Raw genomic sequence first — 18,487 nt, 5'->3', positions numbered from 1 at the left:
GAACCCGTTGTATTCAACGAGGACAACCGGCAACCGATGGTTTCCCAGGTATTCCGCCCGGGCGGAGTAGCGGGCCGCACGGCACAACGATCTTCGGGTCCCCGTGGAGTGGACCGGCCGCCTCCACCCGCTCACTTCCCGGCAACGGTATGACCTGCCGGTATCGGCCGCGGCATTTTGGCATCCCCGTGTTCGCCGGTCAGATCTCCCTGTCTACCTGCGCATCAGCCGCGCCCATCAGGAGTCGACCTCATTAAATTCCGAAAGTTTTCGGGGAATTCCTCCAGGTAAGATGGCGGACTAGACCAATGAAACATTCATTTCCTCGAAACATTCCGGAAATCTATTGACACATTTCGTAGGCCTTTCCAGAATGAGTCCCGACAGAGCTCTCCATATCTGACACCCGGGTGGCCAACAGCAGACCGCCAGTTCAACGCGGCTCTGTGACCTATGTACGTTCACCGCGGCGAGCCGCGGCACCGTACGCACATCCCCCATTTCCGATCGATGTTCCAGTGGAGGAACAGACGTGATCGACAACGCCGTCCCACACGGCAGACCCCAAAAAAGCCGCTCGGGCATCCGCACCGCGCTCGTCATCGGCGCCGTCGGCGTTCTCGGCGCGGCCTTCGCCGTGGCCCTGTCCGCCCCGGCCAACGCCGGCACCACCCTCGGCGCCTCCGCCGCGGAAAAGGGCCGCTACTTCGGCGCCGCGGTGGCCGCCAACCACCTCGGCGAATCACAGTACGCCGCCACCCTCAACCGCGAGTTCAACATGGTCACCCCCGAAAACGAGATGAAGTGGGACGCCACCGAACCCTCCCGCGGCTCCTTCAGCTACGCCAACGCCGACCGGATCGTCAACCACGCCATCGGCCAGGGCATGAGAGTCCGCGGCCACGCGCTCGCCTGGCACTCCCAGCAGCCCGGCTGGGCCCAGAGCCTGTCCGGCTCCACCCTGCGCAGCGCCATGCTCAACCACGTCACCCAGGTCGCCACCTACTACCGGGGCAAGATCCACTCCTGGGACGTGGTCAACGAGGCCTTCGCCGACGGCGGTGGCGGCGGCCGGCGCGACTCCAACCTGCAGCGCACCGGCGACGACTGGATCGAGGCCGCGTTCCGCGCCGCCCGCGCCGCCGACCCCGGCGCCAAACTCTGCTACAACGACTACAACACCGACGACGCAGGCGCCGCCAAGACCCGGGCCGTCTACAACATGGTCAGCGACTTCAAGGCCCGCGGCGTACCCATCGACTGCGTGGGTTTCCAGTCGCACTTCAACAGCCAGTCACCGGTGCCGGGCAACTACCAGCAAAACCTCGCCCAGTTCGCCGCCCTGGGCGTTGACGTGCAGATCACCGAGCTCGACATCGAAGGCTCCGGCACCGCCCAGGCCAACAGCTACCGCACGGTCGTCAACGCCTGCCTGGCCGTCTCGCGCTGCACCGGCATCACCGTCTGGGGCATCCCCGACAACTACTCCTGGCGTAGTAGCGGCACCCCGCTGCTGTTCACCAGCAGTTACGCCAAGAAGCCGGCCTACGACGCGGTACTCACCGCCCTCAACAACGGCACCACCGTCCCCACTCCGACGCCGACCCCCACGCCTCCCCCCGGTGGTAATTGCAGCGCCGGATACGTCGGCCTGACCTACGACGACGGACCCAACCCCAGCAACACCAACAATCTGCTGAACGCGCTCACCTCAAACGGACTACGGGCCACGATGTTCAACATCGGCCAGAACGCTCAGAACAACGCGGCGCTGGTCAGAGCCCAGGAGAGTGCCGGCATGTGGGTCGGTAACCACAGCTGGACCCACCCGCACCTGATCCAGATGAGCAGCGCACAGATCCAGTCAGAGCTCCAGCAGACGCAGCAGGCCATCCAGCAGATCACGGGAACCGCGCCGAGACTGTTCCGGCCTCCGTACGGGGAGACCAACGCCACGCTCAAGTCGGTCGAACAGCAGCTCGGTCTCACCGAGATCATCTGGGACGTCGACTCCCAGGACTGGAACGGCGCGAGCACCGCCCAGATCGTGCAGGCCGCCGGCACCCTGCAGAACGGCCAGATCATCCTCATGCACGACCAGTACGCGACGACTATCGCTGCGATTCCGCAGATCGCCGCGAACCTGAGGAGCCGCAACCTGTGCCCGGGCATGATCTCGCCCTCGACCGGCAGGGCCGTCGCGCCGACCGGTGGCGGCACCGGCCCGACAAACCCGCCGACGACTCCCACCCCGACGCCGACTCCTCCGCCCGGTGGCGGCAGCTGCACGGCCACGATCTCCCAGGGTCAGCAGTGGAGTGACCGGTTCAATCTGTCGGTCACGGTCTCGGGGACCAACTCGTGGATCGTCACGCTGACCGTGCGCAGCCCGCAGAAGACCGTCGCCACCTGGAACGGCACGCCGAGCTGGGACTCCAGCGGCAACGTCATGACGATGAGGCCCAACGGCAATGGGAACACCTTCGGACTCACGATCCAGCACGGCGGAAACCTGACCTGGCCATCCGTCTCCTGTCGCGTGGCCTGACACTCGCGCCGAACCCCTGAACGACCAGTCGTGTGGTGCGGCGATCGGGAGATCGCCGCACCACACGACTTTGACGATCTCCCGGCCTGGGCACGCGACGGATGAGGTGGCCACTGCCCGGTCTTACACCGTCTTCACCGTCGCTCCGCGAAAACGCCTCGCCACGAGTACGTCCAACCCGACCCGCGCGGATGCGGCCGGCATCATTCAGCGCCCCCAGCCGGCTACGCACATCAGCCACGCGGAGGCGATCGTTGGTGCGAGAGGTGCGCGATGCCCTACCGCTACCCTCGAGGCTCATCCACCGGCGCGGTGAGTGCCATCACTACGACGCCGATCACCGACAGAGTCAATCCCCAGATCAGATGCTGTCGACGTACGCGAGCGTGCCGGCCGTCCGAAGCCGATTGCGCCGCGAATCCCACGGAGCCGATCGCAAACGCTACAGGAATGCTCAAGATCGCCTCAATCACGGGGAAACAGTACGCAATGCCGAACGATGCCGTACGGAAAAATCCTGGGCAACCAAGGAATTGTGATGCGAATCGACGCTGTGCATTGGTGTATCCGAGCCGCCGACGGCCGGTACCGGCTCCCGGAAATCCCTTGCGCCTAGATGCAATGAAAGTCATCCCGCGTATATCCCGCGCCGGCCGACCATCGACATAACGACCGGGGAGTCGAGAGGGTGATGCCGTGGAGGACTACCAGCGCGCCCTCATCGGCCAAATGACCGGGCGCCTCGCCCTGTACGACTCAGGTGAGATCCCCCTGCCCAAGCTGGTCGACGATCTCCGCGGCCTGTTCGAGGCCGCCGGCCCCCGCGAGCTGAGCATCAGGGACTCGTTCGAGGAACTCTGGGCCGAACTTGATGCCGAGAGCGAGCTCAGGACCGAACCATGGGCGCCTCCCGGGCTCGCCGACGACGCTCACTTGCGCGAGCTTCTCCGTCGGCTGCGATCCTGGATCGACGGGTGACGCACTCGGCCCTTGCGGCGCAGCCCTTTCAGTCGGTGACCATACGGTCCCTTTTAAGCTCCGCCTTGCGGAACTCAAGAACCAGTGGCCACAGCGGGCTGTCTTTCTGATCAAAAGTGGTGACGTCGATGACTTGATTTTTTTCGATAATCTTCATATTTGATGTGCCATCTTGCTCAACCGGGGTGGTGACCGGCCGATTCACCTGCCCGGGATCGCTCCGGTTCGCCAGGTAGAACCCGACCATGAGCATCAGCGCGACCCCTGAAACGAGCACCGGCCAGCGGCGCCATACCCGTTTGGAACTGGGCTGAAGTGGAACTTCCCTGATCATCTGTCTCCCCTGACGCGTAGAGGAAAGTCTGGCGTTTCGCGAACAAGATTGCGAGAGCCCTACAGGCTGAAGAGCCCTGCCCGTCATTTCTTCAGCAAGACCGGCCACACTTCCAGGACGCCGGGCATCGGTCCGATGGCAGGGGTGATCGTGCGGGCGAGAGCCGGATCGGAGAACTTGACATAGAAGGAGCCCGGATAGGTCCCATCCAACTCGGACTTCGGATCGGAGAGCTTCGCGAGTTTCAGTGCATGGCCGGGATCTTGGAAGTAAATCGTCTCCACTCCGGGCAGGTCCCTCAGCCGAGCGACGATCGCCGCCTTCTCCTTCTCGGTGACCATCCCCGTTACTTCTCCGCGCTTGACCTTTTGGCACCCGGATGTGGCCTGGGAGACGAAATCTTTCCCGCACAGAGAGATCTCGGCCTCAGCCCTGCCTTCCCAGAAGTTCGCCGCCGACCGCGACACGGTGGAGATCATCGGCGCCGACCTCATCTTCTCGACCACGGAGGGGAAGTCCTCTGCGCGACGGAGCGTGCCATGCAGGACGTCGCCGGGGAGACTCGAACTCTGCGCTCGCCTGGTGTCCCCAATCCGTTCGAAACTTCTACGCAACTGCTCGGACCGCTCCTGGCCGCTCTGCACCTCAACCGAGGCCACCTGGGGCAACGCCCGGAGCATGGCCTCGGCCTCCTGTCGTTGCTCAACGGTCGCCGCGACCATGCCGTCGCATCCGCACATGGCCACCTGGAACCCGAAGGACGGGGACAGCGCGACATCCGGCGGAGGCTGGGGCAGCCAGGATCGCTCATAGAGATACCAGCCGCCGGCCCCGGCCAGGCCAAGGACCACCAGCACCGCGGCGCAGATGGTCAGCAGCTTGGCGTGCGCCGCCGCCCAGGGGCCGAACCCCGGCTCGTGACCAGGGTCGTCACCGCCGAAGGCCAACTCCTCATATTCCATTTGCCCGACTATGTCGATCTTTTCGAGTTCCGGTCAAGGTGTGTCAGAGGGGCACCACGGTCCGCCTGCCCCGCAAGTGAGCCGCACCGTACGGCTTGGCGCCGATATCTCCGGCGGCCTCGGCGGCTGTTCATGCCGCTACCGCGGAGAACCGATGCACGAAAGTACGGTCAGGCGCCCCGCGCAGCTGCGCCACCCGGGGCTCAACCCGCGGGGGCCTCATGTGCGGAAACGCCGCCTCTGCCTTGCCCGTACACAGATCGTTCGACCGGGGAGGGCGACCGCACCACGTCACGCACGATCACCCGAAGGATTCAGGACCGAAGCGGCCCCACACCACGAAGACGGCCAGGGCGAGATAGGTCAGGTTCAACAGCGCGTGCATGGGCTCTCGACGGCGGAAAGTCACAATCGCCGCACCGACCATGATCGCCGCCAGTCCGACGGCCGCCAGCGGCACCAGAATCGGCGTGATGTCGAGTGCGGCGGGCAGGATCAGGCCGACGGCGCCCAGGATCTCAACCGCTCCGAGGGCCTTGACGAAGCCGGCGCCGAAGTCGTTGACCCATCCCCCTCCAGGAGCCCTGGCCAGTTTCTCCTGGGGGATGAACAGCTTGTTGGCGCCCGCCACGAGGAAGACAGCGGCCAGCAGACCGGCGATAATCCACAGAGCGAGGTTCATGAGTTTCTCCTTGCCGGTTACCTCGGCCCTTCCGGGCCCGTCATCACTCATGACGGAACTCGCTCGGGGAAGGTAACAACATGACCGCATCAGGTCTCGACGAAGCCGTAGCGGAAGCCTTCGTGGAACAGCGCGGCCGCCTTGTGGCGGTGGCCCACCGGATGCTCGGGTCGCAGGCCGACGCAGAGGACGCGGTGCAAGAGGCATGGCTGCGGCTGGCGCGCCAAGACGCGGCCTCGATCGACAACCTCGCCGGCTGGCTGACCACCGTGGTGGGCCGGGTGTGCATTGACATGCTGCGTTCGCGCAAGGCCAGGCCCGAGGCGTCGTACGACGACCAGCTGCCCGAGTTGGTGGTTACCGAGGACAACGACGGGGCACCCGAGGACGACGTGCTGCTCGCCGATTCGGTCGGGCTGGCGCTGCTCGTGCTGCTCGACACCCTCCGCCCCGCCGAGCGGCTGGCACTCGTGCTGCACGACATGTTCGCGGTGCCGTTCGAGGAGATCGGTCAGATCATCGGCAGCTCCACGGACGCTACCAAGATGCTTGCCAGCCGGGCCCGCCGGAAGGTGCAGGGCACGCATCGTCCAATCGGCGAACGGCAGCAGCAGCGTGCAGTGGTCGATGCGTTTCTCGCGGCAGCGCGGAGCGGAGACTTCGAAGGGCTGCTGCGGGTGCTCGATCCGGAGGTGACGTGGCGTGCCCACACGGCGCGTGGCGTGGTCGTCAGACTGGGCGCGACCGAGGTGGCCGGTAAGGTCCGGCACGGAATTCGCGCGAAGGTAACCGCGCGCCGCGTCCTCGTCAATGACGAGCCGGGGATTGTGGCCTGGAGCGCGAAGGGCAAGCCGCTGAGCGTGATGGCGTGCACCGTGGTCGATGGCCGGATCGTCGAGATCCTGTCGGTGACGGATTCGGAACGCCTCGCGGCGATGGACCTTCCGGGACGTCCCGACTAGGCATTATGCAGCCAGCCGAATCGCGATGTCATGTCCGGGGAGAGCGCATACTCTTCCTCCGCTGCCCACCGGTCTCGGAACATATCGTTCGCGATAGCACGCCAGAGGCATGGATAAAGAGAACAGCTTGGACGCCATAATTGAGCGCTACTTCCCGAAGGGCTGGCCTGATCCGCCATGCGATCCCACCGCGTCCAAGTCAACGAGTTAGTTCTTTCCATATTTCCTAAACCCTGAACGATCCAGGAAAGCCGACGTGGAATAGAGAGATCTGCATCATCAGCTTGGGAACTCTCCAACGCATCCGGTCGCTGAGCTGGGGAGGCGCTGACCTGAGGGTCCGTATGAGCCGAACACCGGCTGGCGCCCCGCGCCAGGGCTGATTTAATTGCTCTCCGATCGATTTAGCGTTCAAGTACGCTTGCATCTCATGGAACCGATACTGAAAAACGTAGTGGTTCGCACGGCGACCATGGCGGACATCGATGGCTTGGTTGCATCGGGCAGCGCACTGTTCATTGAGGATGGTGTGGCTCGTGACCGGTTGCGCAGCTCCGGCTGGCCGCAGGAACATGCCCTGGAATATGAGAAGGGGAATCTGGCCGACCCGAACGCCCTCGTCCTGGTGGCCGAGCACCACGGGACCGTTCTCGGGCACCTCACCGGCGTTTTCTACGCCGGCTCGGTGATGTGGACCGCGCCCAGGGCACATCTGGTCAGCCTGAATGTCCTGGCGCCGTGGCGCGGACAGAAGGTGGGAGCGCAGCTCGTCGAGCAGTTCAGAACGTGGGCCAAGGACAGAGGCGCAGTCCAGCTGCGGGTGACGGCCTACGTCGCCAACGAGGGTGCGATCCGTTTCTATCAGCGACATGGATTCGCCCCGCTGGAGAGCACGCTCGCCGCCGACCTATGAGAAGCCGGGCTCTACGACGGCGCCGCCGCTGCCCTACGGGGGTTCCGCCAACCCGCTTGCCGGTTGGGAGGCGAGCGATGCGATCCGACCTTCACAGATTGGCGCGCAACTTCGAAGACAGGCGGGCCGCACGTCGATCCGATGAAGGCTGCATCTTCGTCAGCAGCCAGTAGATTCCTCGCGGCCGGCTGCTCTGTTCCCGTTCATGGTCCAGGATCGCGAACACCGTTTCCCTGCCGCACACGTCGGCGGCTTTCCGGTCGCAGGCATAGATGTATCGCCTGGACCGCAGAATCACGTATGCGGCCACACAGGTCAGCAGGCAGATCTCCATCGCCAACGGGGGCGGGTTCTCGACGAAGGAGAACACCTGGCCGATGCCGACGCCCATGGCAAGGATCACCAAGAAGTGAAACATCATGATCATCAATGTCTTCCCGCTCGATCCCCTCCGTTCGAAGGCCGCGATGAGCAAGGCGAAGGAAGCGTGCTGGACGGCTTCTGGCAGGTCCTTGAACGCAGGCCCGATCACGATCTGCCGGCCACCCGCCTTGGCCATGCACTCGACCCCCTGCGGGGTCTTCCCCTCAACGACACCGGGCGGTTCGATACCGAACTTCTCGCTGAGTTCCACGATGTGATGGCGTATTTCGTCAGTGTCCACGCACGACATCGTGGCCAGCGAAGATCTCGGTGGCATCACCGGCAGACTCGGCGGCGTCGCCCGAACGGATCCCACCCATGAGATCGACATCACACGCACGGGTGTAGCTGGATAAACGCGGTCGGCTCCACCCCACGGGTACCCCACGACCAGCGACATGCGGCCGCTCAGAGCAACATACGATTGCACAACCCGGAAACGATCAACGCTGCCCAGTTCGAGGGGGATCCCCGGTCAGGCACCTTTTTCAAGCTTGGTGGAGAGCGTGGGATTCGAACCCACGAGACTCCGAAGAGGGACTGGGAGACTACGCGACATGAGCAAGACCGAGCGGCCGCTCGTACGCGAGTTGTTCCCCGATCTCGTCGCGGATCTCATCGCGTGCCTGAGAGAAGAAGGAGAGGAAGATCTCGCCATCTCCGCCTGGGACATTCGGTTCTACGAGGAGTGCGGATGCGGTGATGACTTTTGCCAGAGCTTCCGTACAGCCGAGCGTCCTGATGGGGCGTACGGTCCTGGGCACAGATGCGTGCCTCTAATTTCGCCGAAGGGTGATCTGATCCTTGACGTCGTTGAGGGGCGGATCATGTTCGTGGAGGTCCTGCACTACCCGAAACTGCCACGTCCGGCGGACTGAGGCCATCAGCTTGAGAAGTGCATCGAGTACGACAGGTGAGGCGGCCGAACTGGGCGTTCGACTGGTCATGAGTGACCGTGGTGGCCCCTCGTCACCCTGGTCAATGGCCCGCTGATGGCCCGACGTTCAAAGCTCTGGATTGGGTTCGGTGGCGGACTCAGCAGCGACGGTGTGGAGTCGCTCGATCTTTCCGAAGATCTCTTGATCACTGAGTACGGATGGGACGAGTCGCCCCAGTCTCCGGGCACTGGCAGGCGACAGGGTCATGGGGGTAAGCCATCCCTGCCGTGTCAGAACCACTTGGGCCGGGAGAGGGACGACCGGGTGGATCTCGACGCCCTGTGCCCAGCTCATGAGCAGTCCTTCGGTGCTGCTGGAGTCGACCAAGACGATCGAGATGGGCTGGCCGTCTTGGCCTCTGCATGTGGAAGATCGATTCTCCTTAACGCAGGTGTTCGGGCAGTCTCAGCCACATGTCGGCCCGGCCGGTGATCGATCGGTTGTCGGTCGGCCGCAGGCTCGCTCCGGCATGGCAGTAGGCCTCGGCCTGGCCCTGGTAGAGATAGGTGGCGAGGATCTCATCTGCGGATTCTTCGGCGTCGACGCTGCCGCCGCCGGGGTGGGTGTCCCATTCCTCGACGACGCCGTCACGGGCGACGGCCCCCTGGTTGCCGCTCTTGGGATTGGCGAACAGTCCGTAGCAGACGGTGCCCACCGACAAGCGCTCCATGACGCCGGGATTGGACGCGACGTATCCCCACGGCTGAACGACGACGCATCCGCCGGGCACGTCCATGACACCGATGACGGCCAAGCCGGCATCGAAATCCGTCCAGGGATCATCCATGATCTCTTCAACGTCGGCGGCATCGGCCGGTACGGCCTCCAGGCGCCGTACCGCCTCGGCAGCGGTGATGTCGGCCACGCAGGCGAGGCTGTGGCCGTAGCCGTCGATGTGCCCCAATGCGGCGATCAGACGTCTGGCCTCTGCCACGGCGGCGGTCTCGGCGGTGGACAGGCCGACCTCGCCATCGGGAAGAGTGAACAGGTCAGGGGTGGGAGTGGCCAAGCTGAGCCGTCCGGGGGACCAGCCGTTCATCATCGGTCGCCACGGGTCGGCTCCGGCGGCGACCAAGGCGCGGGCGTTGCCGGGGTGGTCGGCGAAGACGGCTTCCCAAAGCGCGGTACGACCTTCGTGCTCCGCGTCAACGTCGTCGACGCGCTGAGCCAGCTCCGCGACCACCTCGGGCGAGCCGCACCTGGCCGCCATGTGAAGCGGTCGTTCGTGGAAGAACACCTCTGAATTCGGGTCAGCGCCCGCGTCGAGCCGGGCACGGATCAGGCTGAGGTTCGTCCAGTCGTCCCAACCAACGCCGGACCACCCGGATCCATCGTTGACGACGTCGTTGACGGCCATGGCTCTCCTCGGGGGAATGTGCGGGATATATGAATGCCGATCATGGCGTACGAGGCCGACAGATTCGGGCCGCGGCCGCAGTCGGTCCACGAGGGAACGGCGCCTTCCGGCGATCATGGTCATGCCGCGAGGGCTGGGCGGAGTCGACGAAAAGTCAACGGACCCTCGGCGCGAGGGCACAGCCGAGGTCGACAAACGTCATCGTCGCGGCACCGGTTGGCATCCGATGAGCGGGTCCGGCGTGTCCCACCCGATTCTGCGAGCACGACCTGGGGAAACGTGACCAACATCATTCCGCGTATACTCCGCGACCACTGGCCGAGAGCCGTTCACGGTGACCTACGGCTGCACATCCCGGAAACGATCAACGGCGTCTCACCAAGGCGAAGTGCCTGGTCAGACGCCGTTTCTGATGCTCAGCGGAGAGCGTGGGATTCGAACCCACGAGACCGGTCACCCGGCCTAGCGGTTTTCAAGACCGCCGCCATCGTCCACTAGGCGAGCTCTCCTGGTGACACGTCCGAAGAACGTGTCAGATGCACCTTAGTCTCTCACTGTCCCAAGCGTGCACGGGACTGCGGGAGCCTCGCCTCTCCTTCGAGACGAGGCTCCCGCATTACCCGGTTTCGCCTGCCGTACCCGGATTCAGGGTTGCAATCCGGCGAAGCCATCGCCTACCGAGGCGGCCAGGCGAAGGTAGGACTCGCGTGTGGCGGGCTGCAGCCTTTCCAGGTCGATCTCCGCGCCCTCTTCGAGGTGTGGGTCGTAGGGGACGCGGATCACGGCGCGGCAGCGCGCTGCGAAGTGAGCTTCCAGACGGTCGAGGTCCACCGTGGACTTCGAGCGAGGGCGGACGCTGCACAGGACCACCGTGGCGGAGCGGACCAGATCTTCGTAGTGGTGGGCCTCCAGCCAGTCCAGCGTCGCGGAGGCGGCGCGGGCGCCGTCCACCGATGGCGAGCTGACCAGGACGAGCTGATCGGCCAGTCCGAGCACGCCGGACATGGCCGAGTGAAGCAGGCCGGTGCCGCAGTCGGTGATGCAGATCGAGTAGAAGTTCTCCAGGACCTGGGAGACCGACTGGTAGTCCGATGCGCTGAATGCCTCGGACACCGACGGATCGCGGTCGGAGGCGAGGATCTCCAGGCGGGACGGGGCCTGCGAGGTGAAGGCCCGGATGTCGACATAGCGCTTGATCTGCTGACGCTCGTTGAGCAGGTCACGGACGGTGGCCGAGGTTTCGAGCTCGACCTTGTCCGACAGAGTGCCACGATCGGGGTTGGCGTCGACCGCGATGACCCTGTCGCCACGGACCTGCGCGAGGGTGGCGCCGAGGCCGACCGTGGTGGTGGTCTTGCCGACACCGCCCTTCAGGCTGAGTACGGCGACGCGGTGATGGCCGGTGGCGACGGGGGTACGGGCACGGCTGACCAGCTCGCGGCGACGGCGGACCTCGGGAGACTCACCGGGCTTGATCAGGCCTGCCGACGCCTTGTAGATCATCTTTCGCCAGCCGCCGGCGGGCCCGTTGCGGCGGCCCCTGAGCAGCGACTCGGGATCCAGGCTGTCTGCCGACTGCCTGGGAACACCCGAAAGCTGCTGCCGGGGCGGGGTGCTGAAAGCGGGCGGCGGAGCGGATGACTGGCGACGGCGTGCCTGGTACGGCTCTCGAGCGGGCTCGTCCGTTTCTCGCGGCGGTGCGAAGGCGGTCTCCCCCGAGATCGAGACGGTGTCCCGGTCGGAGGGGACCTGATCGACCCGGTCGAAAGAGGTCCGATCGAAGGAGGTCCGATCGAAAGAGGCTCGGTCGGAGGAGGTCCGGTCGGCTCGGTCCGGAGAGGGCCGGTCGGCAGGGGAAGGCATGTCCCTGCTGGGCCCGAAAGCCGTGTCCCGCTCCCGGCCGAAAGCCGAGGGCCCGGAGAAGCCGGAGAAGCCGGGAGAGTCCGAGGGGCCGGAGAAGCCCGAGCCGAACGCACCTGAGGCGGAACGATCCGGCGAGGACGCCTGCTGCGGCCGGTCGGCACCGAAGGACTCGGGCGCCCGGAAGGGCTCAAGCGGTTCGGAGCCAAACCGCTCCGGCGTCGTCCGAGGAGGCTCCTTGGCCTCGATCGGCTCGGCGGCCTTGAAGATGGACCGGTCTCTGTCGTGCTCGGCGCTGCCGTCGGTGAACCCCTCGGAGTCCTTCCCGCCGGAGGAGAACCGATCAGGCTCGGTGCCACCGGCGGTGAACGGACTGGAGTCCGTACCGCCGGAAGCGGAGGCGGAGTCGGTGCCACCGGAAGCAAACGGGCCGGAGTCCGTACTGCCGGAAGCGGAAGCGGCGTCGGTGCCACCCGAAGCAGCGGAACCGGAGTCCGTACTGCCGAAGGAGAACCGATCAGACTCGGCGCCACCGGCGGTGAACGGACCGGAGTCCGTACCGCCGGAAGCGGAAGCGGCATCCGTGCCACTGGAAGTGACCCGGCCGGAGTCCTTGGCAGCGAAGTCCGCGAAGTCCGCGCTGCCGAACGCGAACCGCTGGGTTTCGGAGGCCGCGGGCTCGAACGGTCCGGCGTCGGGACCGACGGGCATGGCCGGAGTGATTTTGAAGGGCTCGACCGGCTCATCCGGACGGTGGGGCTGCTCGAACAGGCCTCGGGACGGCTCCTGCTCGGGCTCCACGTACGGCGTGCGGACCGCGGGCTCGGTGAACTCGCTCGGCGGAGTGTAGGTGTCGACGCCACCCGGCTCCTGGCGAGGCAGGGGCTTGAGCGGTGCGAGGAAACCGTCGTTGTCCTGCTTGCCGGACGCACCGGGAGGAGGCACGGTGAAGGCGCTCTCCGTGTCGGAGGTCTCCATCCATTCGGCCGCGTCGGCGTCTTCCGCCGGTGGGACGATCACGGTCGTGGATGCGCTCGCAGGCTGGTAGGCCGAGTCGACGGCCGCGCGGAACAGCGGCGACGACGTCGCATCGGACTCGGTCGGCACCGAGCTCCAGGGGTCTTTCGGGTATGGCGAAATGACGGCGTCGTCCACCACGGCGGCGCTCTTCGCCGCGACGACAGGCGCCTCCTCCTGCTCCTTAATGGCGTCAAGCCAGGCGAGCTGTTCCTCGAGAGATTCCTCACGATCGTGTCTTGCCACCGTGTTCCCCCTCGGGATGGGCATAAAAGGGCAGCAAACACATAGCAGGTTAACGCCTTGTGTTCTCGTCAACGCTCGCAACCACCAAGTTAGGGCTCAGCGGATACCTTTGGAATCATGCGCGCCATCGTTATCGACGAACCAGGTGGACCCGAAGCACTGGTCTGGCGAGAGGTCCCCGACCCCCGGCCCGAGCGTGACGAAGTCCTCATCGACGTGACCGCGTCGGCGGTCAACAGGGCAGACACGCTGCAGAGACAAGGTTTCTACAACCCGCCCGCCGGCGCCTCGCCGTACCCGGGGCTGGAGTGCTCCGGCGTGATCGCCGAGGTGGGCTCCGACGTCGAGGGCTTCAAGCCCGGCGACCAGGTGTGCGCGCTGCTCACCGGCGGCGGTTACGCGGAGAAGGTCGCCGTGCCCTGGCAGCAGGTCATGCGGGTTCCTGACGGTGTGGATCTGACCGAGGCGGCCGGGCTGCCCGAGGTGGCGTGCACGGTCTGGTCCAACGTGTTCATGATCGCGCGTCTCAGGAAGGGCGAGACCCTCCTCGTTCACGGCGGCTCCAGCGGGATCGGGACGATGTCCATTCAGCTGGCGAAGGCGTTCGGCTCCCACGTCGTCGTCACCGCCGGATCGGCCGAGAAGATCGCCCGCTGCCTGGAGCTGGGCGCGGACGAGGCGATCAACTACCGCGAGGAGAATTTCGCGGAGAAGGTCAAGGCCGATGTGATCCTCGACATCATGGGCGCCAAATATCTTCCGGGAAACGTGACGGCCCTCAAGACCGGCGGCCGGCTGGTCGTGATCGGGCTTCAGGGCGGCACGAAGGGTGAGCTCAACCTGGGAGTGCTTATGGCCAAGCGGGCCTCGGTGCACGGAACCACACTCCGTGCGCGGCCCACGGACGAGAAGGGGGCCGTCGTGCGCGGAGTCGTCGACAACGTCTGGCCTCTCGTCGACGCCGGGGTGATCCGGCCGGTGGTGCACGCCCGGGTGCCCATGAGCGACGCCGCCGAGGCCCACCGGATCATGGAAACCGGAGACCACATCGGGAAAATCCTGCTAGTAAGTTGAGGTTATGAACGCTGAGGAAAGCACTCCGCACATCGTGGTCATGAATCCCCAGGAAGTCCAGGGTGAGGAGGAGGGCGGGGAGCGGTCCGTCGCTGACCTGGTCGAACAGCCTGCCAAGGTGATGCGCATCGGCAGCATGATTCGCCAGCTGCTCGAGGAGGTCCGCGCGGCTCCGCTGGACGAGGCCAGCCGCAAGCGCCTCAAGGAGATCCACCAGAGTTCCATCAAGGAGCTTGAGGACGGTCTGGCGCCCGAGCTGGTCGACGAGCTGGAACGGCTGTCGCTGCCCTTCACCGAGAACGACAACGGCACCCCGCCGAGCGAGGCCGAGCTGAGGGTCGCCCACGCGCAGCTGGTCGGCTGGCTTGAGGGACTGTTCCACGGAATACAGACCACGCTTTTCGCCCAGCAGATGGCGGCCCGGGCCCAGTTGGAGAACATGCGCAGGGCGCTGCCCGGCGGTGTGTCCCTCCAGCAGCAGGAGGGGCAGCAGGGCGGTAGCTCGGGTCCCTACCTGTAAAGACCCACGTGTTGGCTCCCGCTCTCAAAGTCCTTTGGTCACAAGGCTCTCGAAAGTCATGGAAGTCCTTACGCGTAGAGCTCCTCAAGGACTCTGGCGACCCCGTCGTCGTTGTTGGCCGCGGTCACGTGATCGACCGCGGCCAGCACCTCCGCATGGGCGTTCGCGACCGCGTAGGAGACACCCGCCCATTGCAGCATGGGCAGATCATTGGGCATGTCCCCGAATGCGATCACGTCAGCGGGCTTGATCTCCTGCGCCTCCGCGAGTTCGGCGAGCGCCGAGGCCTTCGTGACACCCAGTGCACTCATCTCGATCAGAGCCCGGCCGCTGGAGTGAGTGGGCGTAACCAGATCGCCGACCAGTTCGCAGACCATCGCCTGGAGAATGTCGGGGTCCATCCTGGGGTGCAGGGCCAGGAGTTTGGCACAGGGCCGTGAGATGAGTGTGGCCATTCCGACACTGAGCGCGGCGACCTCCCTACTATCCCAACCTCCGAGACGGAAGTCCGATTCGTGAGCGAATCCGCCTTCGTATTCCACGGAGAAGGCCAGCTCGGGAACCTTTTCGCGGAGTCGCCTAACGACCTCTTCGAGCACATCTGAGTGCATTAGATGCGATTTGACGATCTGTTCGGTGTGCAGGTCGTAGACAAGGGCGCCATTGGCGCATATGGCCAGCCCTCGATGGTGCACGACTCCCGCAACCGTGTGCATCCACCGGGGCGGCCTACCGGTCACGAAGACCAGCGTGGCCCCGGCGTTCTCCACAAGCGCAAATGCGGCCGCGGTGCGGGGGGAGACGGTGCCGTCCGAGCGCAGAGCGGTGCCGTCAAGGTCGGTGGCGACGAGCCGAGGGCTTCCCATAACAGGTCCAGTCTGCACCGTGATCCTCTACGTGCCCGACCCGGGATCTCTAACCGAGCAATCTTCCTGATGGCGGGAACACGGCCTCTCCGGATAGTGTTAGATGTGATGGCGTTGTATTAGCTGAATCCCGTTGTGAAAACCAGTTTGACTGAGCCACCCCGGGGCCCGCTGTACGACACATGGGGTTCACGAGGTGTGAATCCCAAAGCTTCAAATCCTGAGGGAGAGCTTTAATGGCTCAGGGAACCGTCAAGTGGTTCAACGCTGAAAAGGGCTTCGGCTTCATCGCACCGGATGGCGGTGCACCGGATGTGTTCGTGCACTTCTCCGAGATCCAAGGCAATGGCTACCGTAGCCTCGAAGACGGCCAGCGGGTCGAATTCGAGATCACGCAGGGTCAGAAGGGCCCGCAGGCCTCGCAGGTCCGCGCCGTCTGACGCCGCATAGACCTCTAGTTGCCAGAGAAGGCGGAGTTCGCTTTACGCGAACTCCGCCTTCTCTGTTTCCGGATGTTCCGGGTGTTCTCGGCGGTGTCCGGCCGATCTCACCGGTAGACCGGACCCGAGAGTCGCCGGGCGAGAAAACGGCGGAAGGTCGGGTTGAGCTCCAGAGTCCGCAGGGCCGGGTTCCGGATCGGCCGGACGTGCTTGTTCATGGTGGCCGGTCATGAGAGCCGCCCGGCGAAGACGACGTGCAGTGCCCTCTCGTGGAGTGATCCGCCGAAGGGCACGACCCGGTCACGAATGCCGCCGCGCCCGAACCAGGCCGTGTCGCGGCAGGTCTACTCACCCATGGAGCATCCGCACGGTCCCGTCCTCGCCTGGCTCGGGCACCCGGCGACCGTGGTCGCCACCATCGTGTTGCCGATCAACGACCATCTCCTCAAGGCCCTGTGGCCCGGTCCGGTCACCGGCAAGCTGAGCGACGTCGCGGGGCTGCTGGTCGCCCCGCCCCTGCTCGCCCTCGCTCTCTCCCTGGCTCTCGCTCTGTCACGCTTCGCGGCCCTCGCCCCGTCCCGAGCCGCTTCCTCGTCCCAAGCCGGCTCCCTCGCCCTGTCCCAAGCCGGCTCCCTCGCCCCGTCCCGAGCCGGTTCCCTCTCGCCGGCCCTGTCCCGAGCCGGTTCTCCCTCCCCGGCCCCCGCTCCCTCCCGAACCGGCCCTCTCGCCCTCGCCCGGTTCGCCGCCCCCGCCGCGATCGTCGTCACCGGCCTCGGCTTCACCCTGGTCAAGACCACGGAGGCGGGCGCGGAGCTCGCCTCCCAGGTGTGGACCCTGCTCGCGGGCCCCTCGCGGGTCCTCGCCGACCCGACCGATCTGATCGCCCTGCCCGCGCTCGGCGTCACCTGGCTGCTCTGGCGCGAGTGCCAGAGCGATCGGGCGGTACGGCGTGCCCGCGCGCTGATCATCGTCCCGATCGCGTTCTTCGGGGTGACCGCCACCTCGGCAACCCCTCCGCCGTCCACCGCGAAGCGGGTCTCCCTGACCGACGGGGTCATCACCGTCGTCCGCGACCACTACTTCGCCTCCAACCAGAAGGTCCTGTCCTACGACGGCGGGCTCACGTGGATCGTCTCTCCCTCGCCCAGCCCGGGTTATCCCCTCCCGGCCTTCCCAAGCCCTCTGAGCTCTCCGTACTTTTCAGCCTTCCCGGATTCTCCGAACCCAGCGGCCTCCCCGTACTTCCCAGACTCCCCGGGCCCTACGGCCACTCCATACTTCCCAGACCCCCCGGAGGGTTCGGCCACTCCGTACTTTCCGGGCTCCCCGCGCCCTCTGAGCTCTCCGGGCCTCCCGGATTCCCCCAGCCCTGCGGCCTCTCCATACTTCCCAAGCTCCTCCAGCCCTGCGGCCTCCCCGTACTTCCCAGACTCCCTGAGCCCTTCGGCCTCCCCGTACCTTCCGGGCTCCCCGAGCCTCCTGGGCTCTCCGTACTCTCCGTACTTCCCGGATTCCCCGGGCCCTCTGGACGTCCTGCCCGCCCCCGTAACCTGGGTCTGCGTGCCCGAAGAGCCCCTGCACTGCTACCGCGTCGTCCCACCGCGGCTCGGCGTGGACGAGTCGTGGGACGGCGGAGCCACCTGGGAGACGCCCTGGGGCGTCTCGGAGCGGCGGGAGAAGGAGCCGCGTCGGTGGAGCCCTGACAGGGCCCCGGTCGCGTGGGAGGGCTCTCAGGCCGTGGCGGTGCAGCGCGTGGCGGGCGGCCACGTGGTGGTCGTGGCCAACGGCACCGACGGCATCGCCGTACGGGACGCGCAGGGGACCTGGCGGCGGCTCGGCTTCACGTCCGAGGGCTTCTCCGCGGACGCGGCGCCCCCGCTTCCCTCGCCGCACGTCGATCTGAGGACGGAGCATCTCGTCGGCTTCTTCGTCGGACTGATCGCCTTCATGGCCGGCATGGCCGGGGCACACCGTCATGAACCGCGGGTCAACGGCCTGGCCGTGTTCGCGTACATCCTCGCCTCCATCGGGTTTCTGATCAGCCTGTCGTCCGACAGCCCCCCGGCGTTCCTGTTCGGCCTGGCCTGCACCCTCATCGCGGCGGCTCTATCGGCGACGGCGGCGGTCCGGTCGCGCGTGCCGACCCGGACCTGGTTCGCGCTGCTCGCCCTCGCCCCCTGTACGTCGTTCGCGATCTGGGCGACCTTCTCCGCCTGGGAGTCGGGCCCCCTCGACGACTACTCGACGGCGAGTTTCCTGGCCTGCCTCGCCGGCGGCGCCGGAATCGGGGCATCCGTCATGGTCGGCTGGATGACCGGGAGGAAATGGGCGGGACATCCAGCGGCGTGAACGCGTGAGGGTCCCGCC

At 65.9% G+C, this 18,487-nt stretch carries 16 protein-coding genes and 1 tRNA gene; 9 read left to right on the top strand and 8 right to left on the bottom strand.

Annotated features, from left to right (window positions below):
- Nucleotides 1-532 precede the first annotated feature (532 nt).
- A complete protein-coding gene (locus DKM19_RS52415; protein ID WP_239513985.1) occupies nt 533-2,548 on the top strand; it encodes an endo-1,4-beta-xylanase in 2,016 nt (671 codons plus the stop codon).
- A gap of 696 nt (nt 2,549-3,244) precedes the next feature.
- Nucleotides 3,245-3,526 (top strand): hypothetical protein, encoded by a 282-nt coding sequence (locus DKM19_RS47610; RefSeq protein ID WP_110705145.1) that lies wholly within the window; start codon nt 3,245-3,247, stop codon nt 3,524-3,526.
- Nucleotides 3,527-3,554: 28 nt separating this feature from the next.
- Here DKM19_RS47610 and DKM19_RS47605 read toward each other — a convergent pair whose 3' ends face one another.
- The 3 genes from DKM19_RS47605 to DKM19_RS47595 form a co-directional block, all read right to left on the bottom strand.
- The gene (locus DKM19_RS47605; RefSeq protein ID WP_110705144.1) at nt 3,555-3,860 is read right to left on the bottom strand and encodes a hypothetical protein; all 306 of its coding nucleotides are present in this window, start codon (nt 3,858-3,860) and stop codon (nt 3,555-3,557) included.
- Between the two features lie 83 nt (nt 3,861-3,943).
- Nucleotides 3,944-4,822: a permease-like cell division protein FtsX gene (locus DKM19_RS47600; protein ID WP_110705143.1), complete on the bottom strand. Its 879-nt coding sequence runs from the start codon at nt 4,820-4,822 to the stop codon at nt 3,944-3,946.
- A gap of 301 nt (nt 4,823-5,123) precedes the next feature.
- Entirely contained in the window at nt 5,124-5,504 is a 381-nt protein-coding gene (locus tag DKM19_RS47595; RefSeq protein WP_110705142.1) for a DoxX family protein, read from the bottom strand.
- Between the two features lie 80 nt (nt 5,505-5,584).
- Between DKM19_RS47595 and DKM19_RS47590 the strand changes: the two genes are divergently transcribed.
- Together DKM19_RS47590 and DKM19_RS47585 are read left to right on the top strand one after the other, a co-directional pair.
- The gene (locus tag DKM19_RS47590; protein WP_110705141.1) at nt 5,585-6,466 is read left to right on the top strand and encodes a sigma-70 family RNA polymerase sigma factor; all 882 of its coding nucleotides are present in this window, start codon (nt 5,585-5,587) and stop codon (nt 6,464-6,466) included.
- Nucleotides 6,467-6,896: 430 nt separating this feature from the next.
- Nucleotides 6,897-7,379: a GNAT family N-acetyltransferase gene (locus tag DKM19_RS47585; RefSeq protein WP_110705140.1), complete on the top strand. Its 483-nt coding sequence runs from the start codon at nt 6,897-6,899 to the stop codon at nt 7,377-7,379.
- Between the two features lie 91 nt (nt 7,380-7,470).
- Here the strand turns inward: DKM19_RS47585 and DKM19_RS47580 are convergent, their stop codons facing one another.
- A complete protein-coding gene (locus DKM19_RS47580; protein ID WP_110705139.1) occupies nt 7,471-8,043 on the bottom strand; it encodes a hypothetical protein in 573 nt (190 codons plus the stop codon).
- Nucleotides 8,044-8,359: 316 nt separating this feature from the next.
- On the opposite strand from DKM19_RS47580, the gene DKM19_RS47575 reads away from it, so the two are divergent.
- A complete protein-coding gene (locus tag DKM19_RS47575) occupies nt 8,360-8,680 on the top strand; it encodes a hypothetical protein (RefSeq protein ID WP_110705138.1) in 321 nt (106 codons plus the stop codon).
- 442 nt (nt 8,681-9,122) lie between these two features.
- Here the strand turns inward: DKM19_RS47575 and DKM19_RS47570 are convergent, their stop codons facing one another.
- From DKM19_RS47570 to DKM19_RS52410, 3 genes are all read right to left on the bottom strand, one after another.
- Nucleotides 9,123-10,097: an ankyrin repeat domain-containing protein gene (locus DKM19_RS47570; protein ID WP_110705137.1), complete on the bottom strand. Its 975-nt coding sequence runs from the start codon at nt 10,095-10,097 to the stop codon at nt 9,123-9,125.
- 420 nt (nt 10,098-10,517) lie between these two features.
- Nucleotides 10,518-10,606, bottom strand: a tRNA-Ser gene (locus DKM19_RS47565).
- A gap of 136 nt (nt 10,607-10,742) precedes the next feature.
- A complete protein-coding gene (locus DKM19_RS52410; protein WP_239513984.1) occupies nt 10,743-13,220 on the bottom strand; it encodes an AAA family ATPase in 2,478 nt (825 codons plus the stop codon).
- 117 nt (nt 13,221-13,337) lie between these two features.
- Here DKM19_RS52410 and DKM19_RS47555 point away from each other — a divergent pair, with 117 nt between their 5' ends.
- Both DKM19_RS47555 and DKM19_RS47550 read left to right on the top strand, forming a co-directional pair.
- The gene (locus DKM19_RS47555) at nt 13,338-14,294 is read left to right on the top strand and encodes an NAD(P)H-quinone oxidoreductase (RefSeq protein ID WP_110705136.1); all 957 of its coding nucleotides are present in this window, start codon (nt 13,338-13,340) and stop codon (nt 14,292-14,294) included.
- 4 nt (nt 14,295-14,298) lie between these two features.
- Nucleotides 14,299-14,814, top strand: coding sequence for a bacterial proteasome activator family protein (locus DKM19_RS47550; protein ID WP_110705135.1), 516 nt, complete (start codon nt 14,299-14,301; stop codon nt 14,812-14,814).
- A 68-nt stretch (nt 14,815-14,882) separates the two neighbouring features.
- Here the strand turns inward: DKM19_RS47550 and DKM19_RS47545 are convergent, their stop codons facing one another.
- A complete protein-coding gene (locus tag DKM19_RS47545; protein WP_369987583.1) occupies nt 14,883-15,698 on the bottom strand; it encodes an HAD family hydrolase in 816 nt (271 codons plus the stop codon).
- Nucleotides 15,699-15,916: 218 nt separating this feature from the next.
- On the opposite strand from DKM19_RS47545, the gene DKM19_RS47540 reads away from it, so the two are divergent.
- Nucleotides 15,917-16,120, top strand: a complete 204-nt coding sequence (locus tag DKM19_RS47540; RefSeq protein WP_012886943.1) for a cold-shock protein — start codon at nt 15,917-15,919, stop codon at nt 16,118-16,120.
- Between the two features lie 354 nt (nt 16,121-16,474).
- The gene (locus DKM19_RS52870) at nt 16,475-18,469 is read left to right on the top strand and encodes a hypothetical protein (protein WP_162642310.1); all 1,995 of its coding nucleotides are present in this window, start codon (nt 16,475-16,477) and stop codon (nt 18,467-18,469) included.
- Nucleotides 18,470-18,487: the final 18 nt, after the last annotated feature.

This window comes from Streptosporangium sp. 'caverna' (assembly GCF_003203775.1).
Lineage (GTDB): Bacteria > Actinomycetota > Actinomycetes > Streptosporangiales > Streptosporangiaceae > Streptosporangium > Streptosporangium subroseum.
The sequence above is the reverse complement of the archived record's forward strand: the minus strand, read 5'-3'. Positions and strand labels throughout refer to the sequence as shown.

Excerpts from the sequence above, each read along its gene's own strand:
- DKM19_RS47555 (WP_110705136.1), top strand. The coding sequence starts at position 13,338 with ATGCGCGCCATCGTTATCGACGAACCAGGTGGACCCGAAGCACTGGTC.
- DKM19_RS47570 (WP_110705137.1), bottom strand. The coding sequence starts at position 10,097 with ATGGCCGTCAACGACGTCGTCAACGATGGATCCGGGTGGTCCGGCGTT.
- DKM19_RS47575 (WP_110705138.1), top strand. The coding sequence starts at position 8,360 with ATGAGCAAGACCGAGCGGCCGCTCGTACGCGAGTTGTTCCCCGATCTC.
- DKM19_RS47550 (WP_110705135.1), top strand. The coding sequence starts at position 14,299 with ATGAACGCTGAGGAAAGCACTCCGCACATCGTGGTCATGAATCCCCAG.
- DKM19_RS47590 (WP_110705141.1), top strand. The coding sequence starts at position 5,585 with ATGACCGCATCAGGTCTCGACGAAGCCGTAGCGGAAGCCTTCGTGGAA.
- DKM19_RS52870 (WP_162642310.1), top strand. The coding sequence starts at position 16,475 with ATGGAGCATCCGCACGGTCCCGTCCTCGCCTGGCTCGGGCACCCGGCG.
- DKM19_RS47595 (WP_110705142.1), bottom strand. The coding sequence starts at position 5,504 with ATGAACCTCGCTCTGTGGATTATCGCCGGTCTGCTGGCCGCTGTCTTC.
- DKM19_RS47585 (WP_110705140.1), top strand. The coding sequence starts at position 6,897 with ATGGAACCGATACTGAAAAACGTAGTGGTTCGCACGGCGACCATGGCG.
- DKM19_RS47605 (WP_110705144.1), bottom strand. The coding sequence starts at position 3,860 with ATGATCAGGGAAGTTCCACTTCAGCCCAGTTCCAAACGGGTATGGCGC.
- DKM19_RS47600 (WP_110705143.1), bottom strand. The coding sequence starts at position 4,822 with ATGGAATATGAGGAGTTGGCCTTCGGCGGTGACGACCCTGGTCACGAG.
- DKM19_RS47540 (WP_012886943.1), top strand. The coding sequence starts at position 15,917 with ATGGCTCAGGGAACCGTCAAGTGGTTCAACGCTGAAAAGGGCTTCGGC.